Origin of the sequence: Nonomuraea sp. JJY05 (genome assembly GCF_043496855.1) — a bacterium.
Lineage (GTDB): Bacteria > Actinomycetota > Actinomycetes > Streptosporangiales > Streptosporangiaceae > Nonomuraea.
This window is the reverse complement of the sequence record NZ_JBIEIS010000078.1, coordinates 18440-35144: the sequence shown is the minus strand read 5'-3', so window position 1 is coordinate 35144 and position 16705 is coordinate 18440. Positions and strand designations below refer to the sequence as shown.

Genomic DNA, 16705 nt, shown 5'->3' with positions numbered 1-16705 from the left:
CGCCACCGCGCCGCCGCCACCGCGCCGCCGCCACCGCGCCGCCGCCACCGCGCCGCCGCCGCCGCGCCACCACCGCCTTCGGGGCGCCACCACTATGGGCTCGTCGCCCGCACCCGCCCCGCGTGGCACCGCCATGCGACCGCGCCGAGGACGCCGCCACCGTGGGAGCGGACCACCCTGTGGCACCGCCGCCCATGTGGCGCCCTGCTGTGGACGTGACCTGGGGCGGCACGCCGGCCATGAAGCCCAACGGGAGGCCGACCACCGGGCCTGGCCAGTCATGGGGCCACAAACGTGCAACAACAGGTCACACATGTGTCCTGGCCGGGATCAGCTCCGCCCGCACGATCCACCAAAAGTATGATTCGCCAGCTTTGCTTCCCTCATAAGCTAGAGCAATGCTCTTGGAAGGATCCATACCCCTGCGCGGGCGCCGATGACCTGGGTCGGCGTGATCATCGCCCTGGCAGGAGCGCTTGGATACGCACTCGGCGCGGCCCTGCAACAGTACGAGGCCGTGGCCGCCGGCGCCTCGCTCAAGCTGGCCAGGCGCCCCCGCTGGTTGATCGGCGGAGCCATCGGCCTCACCGGCGCCTGCCTGCACGCCGTGGCGCTGAGCTTCGCTCCGCTGGTGGCCGTCCAGCCGATCAGCGTCGCCACGCTGGTGTTCGCCGTGCCGCTGGCCGCGTTCATGTACGGGCGCAAGCCGTACCGAGCGGAAATCTTCGGTTCGATCGCGGTGGCCGTGGGCCTGCTCTGGCTCATGCTCCTGGTGCCGCACCACAACGTGACGCCGAAACTGAGCGACGGCGCCGCGCTCGTGTTCGTGGCCGTGATCGGCCTGATCGTCCTGGTGACGCAGCTGATGGCGAGCCGCGTGCACGGGCCGAGCAGAGCGTTACTGCTGTCCGTGGGCGCGGGCGTGGTGACGGCGAGCGTGTCCACGTTCGTCCGGGTCGTCGGGGGCGGCATGCAGGGGGACTGGGGCCGGCTGGTGCACTGGTTCACGCTCGCCGTGCCCGTGCTGCTGGTCTGCGCTGTGGTGCTGTTGCAGCGCTCGTACGCGGTCGGCTACTTCGGCATCGCGTACGCCGGCGTACAGGTCATCGACCCCATCACCTCGGTCCTCGCCGGTGTGATCCTCCTCGGCGAACCCCTGCCGACCAACCCCTCCACCGCGATCCCCGCCATCCTGGCCGGCGCGCTCACCATCGGCGGCACGATCACCCTGGGCCGCCTCGCCCCCGACCACTCCCGCCCCACCCCAACGCCGTCCGAACCGACCCCTGAACCCGTGTCCGCAACCTCCCAGGCCAACTGAGACCAAACCCGATTCGCCACTGTTCGAGGGCCACTTTCCGCCATGGGCCTGGCCCGGCAACCCCTTCGAGACGAACCAATTCGCCTCCCCGCCCACGGCCCTGAATCGGCGCCCTTGGCACAAACCGGCTCGCCCGTCACCCCCCGTCACCCTGCCGCATGCCGGATCGCCGCCCTCCGAGTCAGCCCGCTCGTCCGTCACCCCGCCCCTTGTGGTGGGGCTGGGTTGGCTCTCTTTGGGGCCGCCGACTCGCTCGTCACCCCGCCGCCCCGTCCCGGGGCTGGATTGGCGTCTTCCGGGGCAGGCGGCTTGACTGCCCTCTCGCTCACCACCCCCGTCGCCGGCTGGGTGGGTGATCCTTGAAGTGAGCTGATCTGCATTCTCAGTCGCGGCTGGATCGGCGACCTTCGAGGTGAGTTTCCGCCAGTGATCATGCTCTTCGACCTCTTGGACCTGCACCGCAGTGAGATCCAACTCCTCAACCGGCGGTTACGCGTGAGGAGCCGAGGCGTGGCCTTCGTTCCCGGATGCCTTCGGCGGTTGCCAGCCCAGGAGGTCGTCCATGGAGCGCAGCATCAGGGCCGGGCTCAGCCGAGCCCCCAGTGACATCCCGAAGTCCCGCAGCCGCACCGCCACCGGGTTGCGGAGCTGGGTCATTCTGCAGATGGACATCGACCGACGCACCACGTTCGTGGTGCGCTCCAGGCGGGCGGTGGTGTAGGCGGCGAGGTCCGTGCCGGCGACGTGGGCCAGGGTGACCGCGTCCTCGATCGCCTGGCAGGCCCCCTGGCCGAGGTTCGGGGTCATCGCGTGCGCGGCGTCGCCCACCAGTGCCACCTTCCCCCTGTGGTACGCGGGCAGCGGCGTGCGGAGGTGGTGGATGTCGGTTCGGATGATCTTCGTGGGATCGGCCGCCCGCAGCAGCGTGGGAATCGGCTCGTGCCAGTCCCCGAACCTCCGCCGCAGTTCCTCCAACTCATCCCCGAGTACGGTCCCCGCGGGCAGCACGTCGGTCGCGTACACGTACACCATGTCACCGGCCACCGGGCTGAGTCCGAACACGAGCCCCCTGCCCCAGCTCTCCGAGCCCGAGATCGTGAGATCTCCCCGTGGGATGAGGCCGCGCCAGGCCGTCACCCCCGAGTACGCCGGACCGGGGTGCTCCGGGAAGAGCGCCTGCCGGGTCTTCGAGTGGATGCCGTCGGCGGCCACGATCAGGTCAGCCTCAAGATCGCCGTCATCCGTACGCACCACGCCGTCCTGGGCGTCCACCGCGGTGACCGTGGTGCCCAGCCGCAACCGGTCGGCCCCCAGCGCGTCCACGAGCACGTCCATCAACGTCGCTCGCAACATGACCACCGCCGAGTCCCCGTAACGGGCGTTCGCGGCTTCCGTGGTGGTGTGCACGAGCCATCGGCCGTCCTGCCTCCGTATCCCCGCTTGCCCCTGCAGCCGGGAGAGCTTGCGGACGGGATCGCCGAGGTCGAGGGTGTCGAGCGCCTTGAGGGCGTTGGCCGCGATGGCCAGTCCTGAGCCGACGGGGTCGATCTTCGCGGCCCGCTCCAGGACGGTCACGTCCCATCCTCGGCGCCGTAATGCGATCCCGCTGGTCAGCCCACCGATACCGCCACCTATCACCACGGCTCCGGGCATCTCGCGTCCCTTCCTCGTCACTACGTCTGTAGTTTCACTATACTACGCCTGTAGTTGGGAGGCACTACCGCTGTAGTATCGGGTTCGTGAAGCGCTCAGAGATCGTCGCGGACACGGCGATCACCCTGCTGGCCGAACGGGGCATGCGCGGCCTCACCCATCGGGCCGTCGACGAGGCCGCGGGCCTGCCGTCCGGCTCCACGTCCAACCTGGCCCGCACCCGTGCCGCCCTGTTGGAGCTGACATTGGCCCGGCTGACGGAGCTGGAGCTGCAGGCTCTGGCCCCGGCGTACGAGAGCGACTCGTTCGAGTTGTCGGACCTGCCCGGCGTCATGGCGGAGGCTGTGTACATCCAGCTCACGGACCGGCGGCGGACGCTGGCGCGCTACGAACTGGCCCTGGAGGCGACCCGGCGGCCGGAGCTGCGCAAGATCTACGACGAGGCCGGCCGCCGCTTCCGCGACCCCGCCGTCGCCCTGCTGACGGCCCTGGGTTCACGGGATCCGGTACGGCATGCGGGGCAACTCGTGGCGTTCGGAGAGGGGCTGATGTTCGACGCGATCGCGGGCGCGGGCGCCACGCCTACGTTGAACGAGCTCGTTGAGGCCATGCGCGAACTTCTCAACGGCATGCTTCGCTAACTCTCGCGGCGTGCCAGGCCCACCGGGGTGGCTCGGAATGCGATGGTCAGCGGGGCATGGGGATGCTTGGCTCGGTTTGGTGATGGGTGCATCCGGCCGGCACGCCGCCAGTCGGTGCGGACGGCGGTGTGCCGGGCCCCTTGAGGGTGGCGGGGAAAGTGACGCTCAGCGGGCCAAGGGGGACACTCGGCTCGGTGGCTCGGTGGCTCGGTGGCTCGGTGGCTCGGTGGCTCGGTGGCTCGGTGGCTCGGTGGTTCGGTGGTTCGGGTGGTTCGGCGGTTCGGTGGTTCGGCGGTGGGCGGTCCGGCGGTTGCCTCGCCAGTTGGGTGTGGATGGCGGCGCGTCGGCGTCACTTGGGGGTGGCTGAGAGTGTGACGGTCGGCGGGATATGGGGGTGCTTGGCTGGGTGGTTTGGTAGTGGGCGCGTCCGTTGGTATCCCCCCGGTCGGGTGCGGATGGCCACGTGTGGGCGTCACTTGGGGGGTGGCGGTTGGTGGGATGTGGGGGTGCTTGGTTCGGTGGGTGGGGTGGTGAGGCGAGTGGGCGGGGTGGTTAGCAGGTGCTGCGATGCGGTAGTTCGGGGAGGTGTTGGGACCACTCCTGGGGGGACAAGGGGCCGTACTGGGAGCAGATGTACGCGGCGTGATCCCGGGGCGCGGGGCCGTGTGCCAGGTCGATGGTCAGTACGGTTCCGTGTCCTGCCAGGACCCGTAGTTGGCGTCCGTCCTCGGTGATCGTGGCCTGGGCGGCCCGGTCGACGCCGGCCGTGGGTACTGCCCTTTCGGTCATGGGCGTGCCGGTGCCGTCAGAGAGGCGCCAGACGCGTACGCGGTCGCTGTCCGTGCTGATGAGCAACTGGCCGTCCGGGCTGAACCGGAGGTGGCCCGGCGAGGGGCGTAGCCGGGTGGAGCGGGTGGGAACTCCGTCGAGGTCGTAGATCTGGATGCCGCTTTCCTCGGCTATCGCCACTCGCTCGCCGTCCGGGGCGAACGTCGTGTACTCCCACGGCATCCGGTCCAGCCATGGTGCGCGGGACGGCTGGGGCGGGCGGCGGAGCTCTGAGCGTTTGCCGGCGAAGACCAGCGCCATCCGATCCCCGGGGCCCACCACCGCGTACTCGCCCACGAACGTGGCTCGTCGCGTCCTCAGGTCCCACGCCCAGCGTTCGCCCGACTGCCGGGCCGCCGCGAACAGCAGGCCGCCGCCCGGGCTGAACCACGCCGACTGTTCTCCGGGCGCGCCGAGGCCCCGGCCGAAGGGCGTGCCGACGCCGTTGCCGGAGGTGGTATCCCAGAGGTACGAGCGGTCGACGCCGACAAGGGCCAGCGTGTGGCCGTCCGGGGACCAGGCCATGGCGCGTACGGTCTGGACCGGGCCAGCCGTCTGGGCGAGCCGGCGGCGGGAGGGGATGTCGTACACCCGCAGGGTTCCCTCGTTGAGGGCGGCGAGGCGGGAGCCGTCGTCGCTGATGGCGTGGAGGGAGCGAGGGCCCGCGTACGGGTCGGCGAACACGTCCACCGCCGGATCCGCCGCGGTCAACGCCCGGCGCGCCTCGGGGATCGGGGCGAGGCGCCACGCGGCGAGGCTGAGCTTGCGGGCCGTCACCGGGTCCGCCAGTCGCAGCGCCTCCGCCCGGGACGCGGCCACCCTCGCCATCGCCTGGTCCAGCCGCCCGTCGGCGGCGCCCCGCTGCCACAGGGCGAGCAGCACCACCACCGACAGCAGCCCCGCCATGACCGTCCACCGTCGGCGCGACCTCCTGCGTACCCTGGCGAGCCCCGCGTCGAGGAACGTCTGCTCGCCGGCGCTCAGCGTCACCCGCCTGCGGCCGTTGGCCGCCCACGCCAGTGCCCGGTCCAGCGGTTCCCCCCGGAACAGCGCCGCCTCCCGCCGCCCGCCCGCTTCCCACCGGCGGGCCGCCCGTGCCAGCTCCCTGTGTACGGCCAGTCCGTCGCGCTCGCTGTCCAGCCACTCGTGCAGCCGGGGCCAGGCTCGGAGGAGCGCCGCGTACGTGATCGCGAGAGAGTCGTCCTTCTGGAGGCCCTCATTGAGGCGGGGATCGGTGGTGGGGGCTGAGGGCGGCTTCTTCGGGGGTGGGTGGTGGGTGAGGAGGCCTGCCTTGCCGTACGCCTCCAGGACTCCGTCGATCGAGGTCACCTCGTCGGTGGCGCGGCCGGAGACCAGGTCGGCTCTGGAGGCGGTGACGATGGTGTCGGAGCCGTCGGAGTCCAGGTCCACCAGGCGGAGGAAGACGTCCGGCACCAGGTTCTGCTCGGCTGGGCTGAGTTGCGCGTACACGCTCTCGGCGCGGGCACCCAGCGGCGGGTCGGAGACCGGCTCGGGAGGTAGCAGGCGGCCCTGCTGGGATTGCGGGGCGTCGAGGAGGGAGAGGAGGAGCTGGCGGGCGCTCGGGCGGCGTTCGGGGTCTCGCTGCATGGCGGCGGCCACCAGCCCGCGTAACGGGCGGTCCAGCCGCTCGCCGTGGCCTAATCGCTCGTCCGAGGCGTAGGCGGCGAAGATCAGCAGCCGTCCCCAGGCGTGCACATCCGCGGCCGGTCCCGAGGCGTGCGCGTCGGTGGCCGGTCCCCAAGGTTCCGCATCCGGCAGTCCCTTGGCGTCCGCATCCGGCTGTTTGCGGGCGTCCGGGGTAACGCTGCGGGCGTTTGGGGCAACGCTGTGGGCGTCCGGGGTAACGGTGCGGGCGTCCGCGGCAACGCTGAGGGTGCCCAGGTCGGCTGTGAGGGTGTCCGGGGCGGATCTCCGGGTGTCAGTGTCGGGTCTGCGGGTGTCCGCGTCGGGTCCGTGGGGGGTTGGGCCACCTCTGCGGGGATCCAGGTCAGGTCTGCGGGGAGTGTCCGGGGCGGAGGGCTGAGGGGCTGCGGACGGTTCCGGGGAGAGGCGCCAGCCCAGCCCGACCAGGCGCGGGCCCTCGGTGCCCAGAATGACCTTGTCAGGGGTGAGGGACCCGTGCACCGCCCCCGCCTCATGGGCCGCCGCCAGCGCCGTGGCCACCGCGGTGGCCAGGCGGTAGAGGGCGTCGCCCGTGTACGGGCCGTGCCGGTCCACGACCTGCCGCAGGGTGGGGCCGGGGATGTACTCGCTGACCAGGTAGGGAGGCTCGGAGTCCAGGCAGGCCTCCGTCAGCCGGGCGACCGACAGCGACCGCACGCGCCCGGCCGCCGAGGCGGCGGCGGCGAGCCGGGCGCGGGCCTCGGCGTCCGGCAGGCAGGGCATGCCCAGCGCATGCCGCGTACCCGACTCGTCGTAGGCCTCGCGGACGATGACGTGCCCGCCGGCGTCGAGCCGGGCGCCGAGCCAGTAGCCTCCCAGCCGATCAGTCATATGCCCCTTAACGGTTCAAGCGGGCCCGGTGCTGCGGCCATTCCTCTTCGAGGATGCCGAAATAGACCGTGTCGCGCCAGGTGCCGTCCGGCCGCTTGCGATGGCGCCGCAGCGTTCCCTCGTGCACCCCGCCGATGCGCTTGATCGCGTTCTGCGACCGGAGGTTGAGGTGGTCGGTCTTGAGCAGGACGCGGTTGTAGCCGAACTCGAAGGCGTGGTCGATGAGCAGGACCTTGCAACCGGTGTTCACGGCCGTGCGCCACACCGACCGGCCGTACCACGTCCAGCCGATCTCGATGCTCTCGTCGAAGCCCGGCACGTCACCGTACGTGGTCCAGCCCACGGCCCGCCCGCTCTCCTTGAGCACCACCGCGAAGGGGACGTGGTTGTCGTCGGACATCAGCCCGAGGGCGACCTTCCCCAGCTCCTCCTCGGAACGCGGCGCGGGCGCGGGCAGCCAGCGCCAGACCTCCTCGTCCGCGCCGGAGGCGGCGAACAGGTCGGGAAGGTGGTCGAGGGTGAGCGGCTCGAGCCGGACGACGCCGTTCTCGAGCACCACAGGGGCAGGCAGCTTCGCGGTCATGGCAGGAAACTCTAGGGGCGCCCGTGAAGTCCTGATTATGGCCACCTGCACCGTTTTGTGGGGAACCACCTGTCGACACTCATACCGGCCGGTCGGTACGCTCGCAGGCATGGACTTCGCCTATGACAGCGTCACCGAGGACCTGCGCGAACGACTGCTGCGTTTCATGGATGAATGCGTCTACCCCGCCGAGGCCCCCTTCGAGGAACAGGCGGCGACCAGCGGCTGGAGCCCCCCGCCCCTCATGGAGGACCTGAAGGACGAGGCCAGAAAGCGCGGCCTGTGGAATCTGTTCCTCCCGGGCGAGCACGGCGCCGGCCTGACGAACCTCCAGTACGCGCCGCTCGCGGAGATCATGGGCAGGAGTCCCACCATCGCCCCCACGGCCACCAACTGCGCCGCGCCCGACACCGGGAACATGGAGGTCCTGTCCATGTTCGGCAGCGAGTGGCAGCGCAAGGAGTGGCTGCAGCCGCTGCTCGACGGGGAGATCCGCTCCGCGTTCGCGATGACGGAGCCCGACGTGGCCTCCTCGGACGCCACGAACATCGCCACCTCCATCGCCAGGGACGGCGGCGAGTACGTCATCAACGGCCGCAAGTGGTTCATCTCCGGCGCGATGAATCCCAACTGCAAGATCTTCATCGTCATGGGCAAGACGAACCCGGACGCGCCCACACACCGCCAGCAGAGCATGATCCTGGTGCCCCGTGACACACCCGGGCTGCACATCAAGCGCGGCATGCACGTGTTCGGCTACACCGACGCCGACCACGGCGGCCACGCCGAGGTCGTGTTCGAGGACGTACGCGTACCCGTGGAGAACCTGATCGGCGAGGAGGGCGGCGGTTTCGCCATCGCCCAGGCCCGGCTCGGCCCCGGCCGCATCCACCACTGCATGCGCCTGATCGGCATGGCCGAGCGCGCCGTGGAGCTGATGTGCAGGCGGGCGCTGGCCAGGACGACGTTCGGCAAGCCCGTCGCCCAGCAGGGCGTGGTCCAGGACTGGATCGCCGAGTCGCGGATCAGGATCGAGCAGCTGCGCCTGCTCGTGCTCAAGACCGCCTGGCTCATGGACACGGTCGGCAACCAGGGCGCCCACACCGAGATCCAGGCCATCAAGATCTCCACCCCCATCGCCGTGGAGTGGATCCTGGACAAGGCCGTCCAGGTGCACGGCGCGGGCGGCGTCTCGCAGGACTTCCCGCTGGCGGGGCTCTGGGCGGGCGCCCGCTCGCTGCGCCTGGCGGACGGCCCCGACGAGGTGCACAAGCGCTCCCTGGCCTATCGCGAGCTGAAGAGGTACATGTGAACGAGGCGGAGATCAAGGAGCGGGTCGCAGCGTTCCTCGCGGAGCACGACCCGGACGGGGATCGGCTGGAGTTCCTGCGGGCGAGGTTCGACGCGGGGCTGGCCTGGGTGTGGTTCCCCGAAGGGCTCGGCGGGCTGGGCGTGTCGCGGGAGCTGCAGCTGGTCGTGGAGCGGGAGCTGGCCGGCACGCCGCAGCTCAACACCGGGGTCCAGGGCATCGGGCTCGGGATGGCGGCCCCGACGATCCTGGCGTTCGGTACGGAGGAGCAGAAACGCCGCTTCCTCAAACCGCTGTGGACCGGTGAGGAGATCTGGTGCCAGCTCTTCAGCGAGCCCGGCGCCGGATCCGACCTGGCCACGCTCGCGACCCGCGCCGTCAAGGACGGGGACGAATGGGTCGTCGACGGCCAGAAGGTGTGGACGTCCGGTGCCCATCACGCCAGGTGGGCCATCCTCGTCACCCGTACCGACCCGGACGTGCCGAAACACCGCGGCATGACGTACTTCATCTGCGACATGCACGCGCCGGGCGTCGAGGTGCGGCCACTGCGGCAGGTCACCGGTGAGGCCGAGTTCAACGAGGTGTTCCTGACCGGCGTGCGGCTCCCCGACGACCTGCGGCTCGGCGAGGTCGGCGACGGCTGGCGGGTCGCGCAGACCACGCTGATGAACGAGCGCGTCGCCATCGGCGGCGCCCCCGTGCGGCGCGGCGGCGGCATGGTCGGCGTCGTGGTCGACTCCTGGCGCGCCCACCCCGAGCTGCGCACCCACGACCTGCACCAGCGGCTGCTGTCGCTCTGGGTGGAGTCGGAGGTCACCCGCCTGTCCGGGGTACGCCTGCGCGAGCAGCTCGCCGCCGGCCAGCCGGGACCCGAGGGGTCGGGCATGAAGCTGTCGTTCGCCAGGCTCAACCAGGCGCTGTCCGGCTTCGAGGTGGAGTTCGAGCGCGACCTGGGCTACGACGACTGGACGTTCCGCCGCTCCGAGGACGTCGACTTCTACGGCCGCGGCCCCGGCTACCGCTACCTGCGGGCCAAGGGCAACTCGATCGAGGGCGGCACGTCCGAGATCCTGCGCAACATCATCTCCGAGCGGGTGCTCGGCCTGCCCTCAGAGCCCCGCGTCGACAAGGACGTGCCCTGGAAGGACCTGCCGCGATGACACTGCTGTACTCGGAGGTCGAGGAGGAGCTGCGGGCCGCGGTGCGCGGGCTGCTCGCCGACCGCTGCCCGCCCGCCGCCGTGCTCAAGCGGATCGAGTCCGAGCCGTACGACCTCGACCTGTGGAAGACGCTGGCGGGCGAGATCGGGGTGGCCGGGCTGCTCATCCCCGAGCAGTACGGCGGCGCCGGGGCGTCGGCCAGCGAGGCGGCCGTCGTGCTGGAGGAGCTGGGCAGGGGAGTGGCGCCGGTGCCGTTCTTCACCAGCTCGGTGCTGGCGACCCGCGCGCTGCTGCCGACCGGTGACAGCCTGCTGGAGGAGCTGGCCGAGGGCAGGAAGACGGCCGCCCTCGTGGTGCCGTTCGCGGCCTCCCCGTACCGAGCGGGCGCGGCCGTGCGGCTGGAGGACGGGCGGCTGAGCGGGACCGTCACCGGGGTGGCCGGGGCCGACGTGGCCGACGTGCTGCTGGTGCCCGTCGGCGGCAGGCTCCACGCCGTGGAGGGGGGCGCGGTCGTCCGGGTCGTGCCGTCGCTCGACCAGACCCGGCCCGTCGCGACCGTCACCTTCGACGGGGCCGAAGCCAGGGACGTGGGGGAGTGCGACCTGGCGGAGGTGCTCGGGTTCGGGGCGGGGCTGCTGGCGTCCGAGCAGCTCGGGCTGGCCGAATGGTGCCTCGACACGACGCTCGCCTACGTCAGGGAACGCCACCAGTTCGCCCGGCCGATCGGCTCCTTCCAGGCGATCAAGCACCGGCTGGCCGACCTGTGGCTGGACGTCGTACGAGCCAGGGCCGCCGCCCGGAGCGCCGCGACCGACGGCTCGGCGGTCTCCGTGGCCGTGGCCCAGTCGTGGAACGCGGGCGTGGCCGTACACGCCGCCGAAGAGGCCCTGCAGCTTCACGGAGGGATCGGGATGACGTGGGAGCACCCCGTGCATCTCTACCTCAAGCGCGCCAAAGCCGCGGAGATCGCGCTGGGCACGCCAGGCGACCATCGCGCGGCACTGGCCTCACTCGTCGACGTGCCCGGCCCCGAGTGAGGTGAGCAGCAGGTCGGCGAAGTGCCTGCCCACCTGGGCGCCGGTCAGCGGCCCGTCCACGTGGAACCACGAGCCCAGGTGGTGCACCGAGCCGAAGAAGTAGTCGACGACCAGCTCCGCCGGGACCCGGTCGCTGAAGACGCCCTCGCGCTGGCCCTCGGCCACGAGGTCGCGGAAGCGCTCGTGGTAGCGGCGGCGCTCGGCGCGCACGCTCTTCTGCGTCTCGGGTGCGAGCAGATGCATCGACCTGAAGAAGATCTTGGAGTCGTCGAGGTTCGCGGCCGTGGTCTCCACGACGTCGGCCGCGGCCCGGTACAGGCGCCGTCGCACCTCGCCGGGACCGTCGGCGATCTGCGTCAGCCGCTCCATCTGCATGCGCAGCACCCGGGCATAGATCTCGTGCAGCAGGTCGTCCTTGGAGTCGAAGTAGTGGTACATGGCGCCCTTGGTGACGCCTGCCGCCACGACGATCTCCTGGACCGAGGTGCTCTCGAAGCCGCGATCGGCGAACAGACGGGTCGCCTCGGCGAGCAATCGCTGTCTGACTGGTTCCTCTTTCACATGTCCCCCTTTGTCACCTGCTTTAGCATACCGACTGGTCGGTTGAGGTCATTTGCTGGTCTTGCGGGTACTAATTACGTCACCTTAGGCTCGCCTTGGTTGAGGGGCGGGTATCCCTTGACTGGCGAGGGATCTTCGGCGTGGCAGATCCTGCAACACATCTAGATTGGGGGGGTCTGTCGTGCCAGGTGGCTCTATCTACGTGCAGCCGGATGAGAAGTACACAGGGTCTTCTCCGCAGTGGTGGTATGAGAAGTTCTGGCGGGAAGACGCCGCCAACCGGCGTAAGTCCAGGTATGTCAAGGCCGCTGTGGGGCTCGTGATCGGGGTCGCGCTGGCCCTCAGATTCGACCTTTCCGCGGCCGCTCCGCTGTTCGGCCTGCTCCTGGCCGGGATCGTGGCGGGTGGAGACTGGTTCCTCGACTGGCGTTCCTTCCACGCGACGGCCGTCTGGCGCGGCGCGCGGAAGGGAGAGGCGATCACCGGGAAGCTGCTGCGCAGGTCCCTCGGCCGCCTGGGCTACACCGTGCTCGACGGCCGCGCCATCCGCGGCCAGGCGTCGATCGACCACCTGGTGATCGGCCCGGGCGGCTTGTGGATCATCGACAACGAGTCCTGGAGCCCCGACACCGAGATCGCCTGCTACGCCGGCCGGCTGTTCTTCGGCGAGAAGTACGGCTCCAAGACGGCCAAGCCGCTGGTGGAGGCGTCCGAGGCGTTCGCCGAGCTGCTCAGCCGCGAGACGCGCATCCCGGTGACGATCACGCCGATGCTCGCCGTCCACTGCGGGCTGCTGCCCAAGGGCGGGATCGTGGTCGCCGAGGGCCTGACGCTGCTCAAGCCGCGGCTGGCGGCCAAGGTGATCAAGTCGTCCGACCATGTCGCGCTCAACGCCGAGCAGATCGAGCTGCTGGCCCGCACCGCGGCCAGGGAGCTGCACCGCGCCTGAGGCTTCAATCCAGCGCCTCAGGCTTCAGGCCAGCGTCTCGATGAAGGCCGTGAGCTGGGCGACGTTGCGGCACTCGTGCATGGGGACGAACGCACCGTACTCGCTCGCGACCGAGTCTCCCGTGTCCCACTGCGCCACGGGCTCGGGGTTGAGCCAGTACGCGTGCCGCGAGCGGCCCACGAGCGACCTGAGCACGTCCAGGGCGGGCGGCTGGTAGTTGGAGCGGGCGTCGCCCAGGATCAGCAGCGAGGTCCTGGGGCCGATGGCGTCGCCGTAGCGCTCGGCGAAGCGCTCCAGCGAGTGCCCGTAGTTGGTACGGCCGAAGCGCACCATGTCGGCCTCGTTCGTCAGCTTCGTCACGGCCTCGACCACGTCGGCGCCGGGGACGAAGAACCTGGTGATCTCGTCCACCGTGTCCACGAACCCGAACGCCCGCACCTTGGTGAACTGCTCCCTCAGCGCGTACGTGAGCAGCAGCGTGAAGTGCGCGAACGACGAGACCGAGTCGCTGGTGTCGCAGAGGATGACCAGCTCGGGCTTGTGCGGCCGCGGCGGCCTGAAGTGCGTGGTCAGCGGCACGCCACCGCTCTGCAGCGAGGCCCGCACGGTCCTGCGGAAGTCGAGGCGGCCGCGCCTGCCCTTGCGCTGCTTGATCGTCAGGCGCGTGGCCAGCCGTCTGGCCAGCGGATGGACCTCGCGGCGCAGCCTGGCCAGGTCGGCCTTGGTGATGCGGAGGAAGTCGATCTGGTCGAGCGGGGGCCGGACGGCGGAGCGGGCGATGCGCTCGATCCCCGAGTCCTCGGCGATGCGGCGGCGCACGTCGGTGGCCACGGCCTCCTCGAAGCGCCGGGTGTTGTCGTAGACCGTCCTGCGGACGTTCTTCTCGGCCAGGCCGCCGCGCTCCTGGCCCTGCAGGACGTTCTGGAGGATGCGGGCCATCAGCGTCTCGGGGGACAGGGCGCGCATGACGCTGTAGGAGAACCAGTTCTGCCGCCCGGGGGTCGCGGCCGGCTGGTGGCCGAAGCGTCCCACCATCGCCTGGGCGAACTCGCGCAGCTCCCGGTCGGAGCCGCCGGTCAGCAGCCGGGCGAGGTGGTCGCGGAGCTCGTCGACGGGGGCCGTCTCCAGGTCGATCGGCCGCTCGGCGCGCTCGGCGTACCGGCCGGACGTCGAGGCCGGGAACCACAGGTCGAACAGCACGTCGAACCCCGGCCGGTAGGCGGGCTTCTTGACCAGCGTGGCCGCGTAGGCAGCACGCAGCGACTCCCGCTCGCTCAGCTCGATCACCCGCAGCGCATGCGCGGCGTCCAGCCCCTCGGCCACCGACACCGGGATCCCGGCCTCGCGCAGCGCCCGAACGAACCCGACATGCCTATCGATCAGCGACATCCGGCAGCCCCAGTTCCTTGACCGCCCGCGCCTGGTCGGAGGCGTGCTTGAGCACCACGCCCAGCGTCCCGGCCACGGTGGCCTCGTCCAGGTCATCGCGCCCGAGCGCCAGCAGCGTGTTGGCCCAGTCGACGGTCTCGGCCACCGACGGCGCCTTCTTCAGCTCCAGTGCCCGCAGCGTGGCCACCGTCCTGGCCAGCCGCTCTGCCAGGTCGGCCCGGATGCCCGGCACCTGGCTGAGCACGATGTCGCGCTCCCGCTCGGGCGTGGGGTATTCGAGGTGCAGGTAGAGGCAGCGCCGCTTGAGCGCCTCGGACAGCTCGCGGGTGGCGTTGGAGGTCAGCACCACGTACGGCCGGCGCGTGGCGGCGATCGTGCCCAGCTCCGGGATCGTGATCTGGAAGTCGGACAGCAGCTCCAGCAGCAGCCCTTCGACCTCGACGTCGGCCTTGTCGGTCTCGTCGATGAGCAGCACGGCGGGCCCGGCGGTCCTGATCGCCTTCAGCAGCGGCCGCTCCAGCAGGAACTCCTCGGAGAAGATGTCGTCGTCCGCGCTGGTGGCCTGGATCCTGAGCAGCTGCTTCTTGTAGTTCCACTCGTACAGCGCCCTGGCCTCGTCGAGCCCCTCGTAGCACTGCAGCCTGATCAGCTCGGCCCCGGTCGCCAGGGCCACGGCCTTGGCCAGCTGCGTCTTCCCCACGCCGGCGGGACCTTCGACCAGCAGCGGCTTGCCCAGCGCCGCGGCCAGGAACACCGAGGTGGAGATGGCGTCGTCGGAGAGGTAGTCGACGGCGGCGAGCCGCTCCGCCACCTCGGCGGGAGAGTCGAACATCGATGATCCTGTCTGCCGGAGCCGGGGCCGAACTTTATTCTAGCCCGGACGGTCCGACAGGCCCGCCTGTTACCGATTCGACCAGGATGCGGATCACCGGTATATTCCTCTCTGCAAGCGCCGCTAGCTCAGTTGGTCAGAGCAGCTGACTCTTAATCAGCGGGTCCGGGGTTCGAGTCCCTGGCGGCGCACCGCGCGGAAACCCCAGTTCAGGGCCCTGAGCTGGGGTTTCTCGATTTTCGAGGGGCTCCCGCCACGGTGAGACGCTCCCGTGGTTGCTCGCCGAATGCTCTTCGGCACGGTTTCGGCACGTGGCCGGGTGTGTCCGCGCGCTCCCTCCTTTCGCCGATCAACCCGGCCGCCGCGCTGTGTCGCCCGGAAGGCCGGCGCCCCGGCCTGCACGGTTCCATGGGGAACGTCTTCAAGCTGGCCGGGCAGTCTGCCTCAACCAGGTCAGATGGGCTGAGCTGCACGCCACCCGGAGCGCGTTGACCACGGTGTGCCCGGGAACGGTATGCACGCGATCGACGCCCACTACGCGCCGCCGCCCAGGCCGTGTACCGCTTCAAAATTCATCGCAGGGCGCTTGACCTGCAGGTCGACCTGAGACGGCGGCTCAGGAAAGATCGGTCCCTGTGTCCCTCCGTCTCCTGTACCTGATCGTGATCCGGGTGTTCGGCTGGCTGGTGCTGCTGGGCCGAGGCGAGGCGGCCAAGGATGTCGAGATCATGGTGCTGCGGCATGAGGTGGCGGTGCTGCGGCGTCAGGTCACCAGGCCGAAGCCGGATTGGGCCGATCGGGCGGTCCTGGCCGCTCTGGCACGGCTCATGTCTCCTGGGCTGCGTGCTCATCGGCTGGTAACGCCGGGCACCCTGCTGGCCTGGCACCGCCGCCTGGTCCGACGCCGATGGACGTATCCGAGCCGGTCCGGCCGCCCGTGGACGAGCAAGGAGATCCGGGACCTGGTGGTATGCCTCGCGCGGGACAACCCGGCCTGGGGATATCGCCGGGTGCACGGTGAACTCGTCCGGCTCGGTTACCGGGTCAGCGAGGTGACCGTGCGGCGGATCCTCCGGAGCCGGCGTCTCGGCCCGGCGCCCCGAGACGCCGACACCTCGTGGAGGACGCCGCGCACGCCGCGGGCCAACTGTTACGCCGAGCGGTGGGTGCGCACCGTACGGGCCGAGTGCACCGGCCGCATGCTGATCCACAGCGAACGGTACCTACGGTCGGTGCTGACCGAGTACGCCGATCATTACAACGGCCATCGGCCGCACCAGTCCCGCGCGCAGCGACCATCCGATCACGATGAGTGGGCTGTCGTGCCACTGGAGGGGCGGATCGAACGCCGGAAGGTGCTCGGCGGGATGGCGACAACGTCGACGAGCATGAGCTAGGCGTAACCGACGCCCATGATCAGGTGCGTACGCAGCGACACGGCCCCGCCGAAGTCATGGGCGATCACGTGCGGACGGTGCAGGCCCCAGTGCGCGAGCAGCGCCGTGAAGACCTCGGCCTGCACGCCGAAATCGACCGGGTGCCCGGCCCGTTTGGAGGAACGGCCGTAGCCGGGCATGTCCCACAGGTGGACGGTGAAGTCACGGCTCAAAGCATCGGCGAACGGCCGCCACAACACCGACGAGAAAGGCGTGCCGTGTCAGAACACCACCGCCGGGCCGACACTGGCTCGCCCGCAGGCAATCTCCCGGCCTCGCCATTCGAACCGCTCGCTCAGTTCCATGCCGCACCATGTTAACCATCGACTTGACCATCGACCCGGTCTGGGCCGGCGTCATCGGCACTCGACCGGGCCACGGCCCACGCCTGGCCCGCCTGGCACGGCGCCCACCCTTCCCACACCGCATCCAGGTCTACCGGGGCATCGTCCAGTGCTGCCTGGCGGGCGAACATGAGCAGCAGGTCGT

General features: G+C 70.5%; 14 protein-coding genes, 1 tRNA gene and 1 pseudogene. 9 read left to right on the top strand and 7 right to left on the bottom strand.

Annotated features, from left to right (window positions below):
- A partial coding sequence (locus tag ACFKCF_RS58845; protein WP_394505917.1) for a hypothetical protein occupies positions 1 to 219 on the top strand: 219 nt, incomplete at its 5' end.
- A 217-nt stretch (positions 220 to 436) separates the two neighbouring features.
- A complete protein-coding gene (locus ACFKCF_RS58840) occupies positions 437 to 1321 on the top strand; it encodes a hypothetical protein (protein ID WP_394505915.1) in 885 nt (294 codons plus the stop codon).
- A 489-nt stretch (positions 1322 to 1810) separates the two neighbouring features.
- Here the strand turns inward: ACFKCF_RS58840 and ACFKCF_RS58835 are convergent, their stop codons facing one another.
- Positions 1811 to 2974 carry an FAD-dependent monooxygenase gene (locus ACFKCF_RS58835; protein ID WP_394505913.1) on the bottom strand — a complete coding sequence of 388 codons (1164 nt, stop codon included), beginning with the start codon at positions 2972 to 2974 and terminating at the stop codon, positions 1811 to 1813.
- A gap of 86 nt (positions 2975 to 3060) precedes the next feature.
- On the opposite strand from ACFKCF_RS58835, the gene ACFKCF_RS58830 reads away from it, so the two are divergent.
- Positions 3061 to 3615, top strand: coding sequence for a TetR/AcrR family transcriptional regulator (locus ACFKCF_RS58830; RefSeq protein WP_394505912.1), 555 nt, complete (start codon positions 3061 to 3063; stop codon positions 3613 to 3615).
- Positions 3616 to 4167: 552 nt separating this feature from the next.
- Here the strand turns inward: ACFKCF_RS58830 and ACFKCF_RS58825 are convergent.
- Together ACFKCF_RS58825 and ACFKCF_RS58820 are read right to left on the bottom strand one after the other, a co-directional pair.
- The gene (locus tag ACFKCF_RS58825; protein WP_394505910.1) at positions 4168 to 6957 is read right to left on the bottom strand and encodes a hypothetical protein; all 2790 of its coding nucleotides are present in this window, start codon (positions 6955 to 6957) and stop codon (positions 4168 to 4170) included.
- Positions 6958 to 6964: 7 nt separating this feature from the next.
- On the bottom strand, positions 6965 to 7540 hold the full coding sequence (locus tag ACFKCF_RS58820) for a GNAT family N-acetyltransferase (protein WP_394505908.1): 576 nt from the start codon (positions 7538 to 7540) through the stop codon (positions 6965 to 6967).
- Positions 7541 to 7649: 109 nt separating this feature from the next.
- Between ACFKCF_RS58820 and ACFKCF_RS58815 the strand changes: the two genes are divergently transcribed.
- Genes ACFKCF_RS58815 through ACFKCF_RS58805 form a run of 3 tightly spaced genes read left to right on the top strand, consistent with a single transcriptional unit; the run spans position 7650 to position 11049 of the window.
- Positions 7650 to 8852 carry an acyl-CoA dehydrogenase family protein gene (locus ACFKCF_RS58815; protein WP_394505906.1) on the top strand — a complete coding sequence of 401 codons (1203 nt, stop codon included), beginning with the start codon at positions 7650 to 7652 and terminating at the stop codon, positions 8850 to 8852.
- Entirely contained in the window at positions 8849 to 10012 is a 1164-nt protein-coding gene (locus ACFKCF_RS58810) for an acyl-CoA dehydrogenase family protein (protein ID WP_394505904.1), read from the top strand. Before ACFKCF_RS58815 ends, ACFKCF_RS58810 begins: the two co-directional genes overlap by 4 nt.
- The gene (locus tag ACFKCF_RS58805) at positions 10009 to 11049 is read left to right on the top strand and encodes an acyl-CoA dehydrogenase family protein (protein WP_394505902.1); all 1041 of its coding nucleotides are present in this window, start codon (positions 10009 to 10011) and stop codon (positions 11047 to 11049) included. Before ACFKCF_RS58810 ends, ACFKCF_RS58805 begins: the two co-directional genes overlap by 4 nt.
- Here the strand turns inward: ACFKCF_RS58805 and ACFKCF_RS58800 are convergent.
- Positions 11020 to 11610 carry a TetR/AcrR family transcriptional regulator gene (locus ACFKCF_RS58800; protein ID WP_394505900.1) on the bottom strand — a complete coding sequence of 197 codons (591 nt, stop codon included), beginning with the start codon at positions 11608 to 11610 and terminating at the stop codon, positions 11020 to 11022. The genes ACFKCF_RS58805 and ACFKCF_RS58800 overlap by 30 nt on opposite strands.
- A gap of 310 nt (positions 11611 to 11920) precedes the next feature.
- Between ACFKCF_RS58800 and ACFKCF_RS58795 the strand changes: the two genes are divergently transcribed.
- The gene (locus ACFKCF_RS58795; protein ID WP_394505898.1) at positions 11921 to 12559 is read left to right on the top strand and encodes a nuclease-related domain-containing protein; all 639 of its coding nucleotides are present in this window, start codon (positions 11921 to 11923) and stop codon (positions 12557 to 12559) included.
- A 24-nt stretch (positions 12560 to 12583) separates the two neighbouring features.
- Here the strand turns inward: ACFKCF_RS58795 and ACFKCF_RS58790 are convergent, their stop codons facing one another.
- Complete coding sequence (locus tag ACFKCF_RS58790) at positions 12584 to 13948, bottom strand: VWA domain-containing protein (protein ID WP_394505896.1); 1365 nt, start codon at positions 13946 to 13948, stop codon at positions 12584 to 12586.
- A complete protein-coding gene (locus tag ACFKCF_RS58785; protein WP_394505894.1) occupies positions 13932 to 14780 on the bottom strand; it encodes an AAA family ATPase in 849 nt (282 codons plus the stop codon). Before ACFKCF_RS58785 ends, ACFKCF_RS58790 begins: the two co-directional genes overlap by 17 nt.
- A 117-nt stretch (positions 14781 to 14897) precedes the next feature.
- Between ACFKCF_RS58785 and ACFKCF_RS58780 the strand changes: the two genes are divergently transcribed.
- Positions 14898 to 14971 (top strand) — tRNA-Lys (locus ACFKCF_RS58780).
- Positions 14972 to 15415: 444 nt separating this feature from the next.
- On the top strand, positions 15416 to 16177 hold the full coding sequence (locus ACFKCF_RS58775) for an integrase core domain-containing protein (RefSeq protein WP_394505893.1): 762 nt from the start codon (positions 15416 to 15418) through the stop codon (positions 16175 to 16177).
- On the opposite strand, the pseudogene ACFKCF_RS58770 reads toward ACFKCF_RS58775, so the two are convergent.
- Positions 16174 to 16425 (bottom strand): annotated as a pseudogene (locus ACFKCF_RS58770) (alpha/beta fold hydrolase); the annotation flags it as partial. The gene ACFKCF_RS58775 and the pseudogene ACFKCF_RS58770 sit on opposite strands and share 4 nt — an antisense overlap.
- Positions 16426 to 16705: the final 280 nt, after the last annotated feature.

Coding starts and splice junctions, on each gene's coding strand:
- ACFKCF_RS58840 (WP_394505915.1), top strand. CDS start 437: ATGACCTGGGTCGGCGTGATCATCGCCCTGGCAGGAGCGCTTGGATAC.
- ACFKCF_RS58835 (WP_394505913.1), bottom strand. CDS start 2,974: ATGCCCGGAGCCGTGGTGATAGGTGGCGGTATCGGTGGGCTGACCAGC.
- ACFKCF_RS58825 (WP_394505910.1), bottom strand. CDS start 6,957: ATGACTGATCGGCTGGGAGGCTACTGGCTCGGCGCCCGGCTCGACGCC.
- ACFKCF_RS58820 (WP_394505908.1), bottom strand. CDS start 7,540: ATGACCGCGAAGCTGCCTGCCCCTGTGGTGCTCGAGAACGGCGTCGTC.
- ACFKCF_RS58815 (WP_394505906.1), top strand. CDS start 7,650: ATGGACTTCGCCTATGACAGCGTCACCGAGGACCTGCGCGAACGACTG.
- ACFKCF_RS58805 (WP_394505902.1), top strand. CDS start 10,009: ATGACACTGCTGTACTCGGAGGTCGAGGAGGAGCTGCGGGCCGCGGTG.
- ACFKCF_RS58790 (WP_394505896.1), bottom strand. CDS start 13,948: ATGTCGCTGATCGATAGGCATGTCGGGTTCGTTCGGGCGCTGCGCGAG.
- ACFKCF_RS58785 (WP_394505894.1), bottom strand. CDS start 14,780: ATGTTCGACTCTCCCGCCGAGGTGGCGGAGCGGCTCGCCGCCGTCGAC.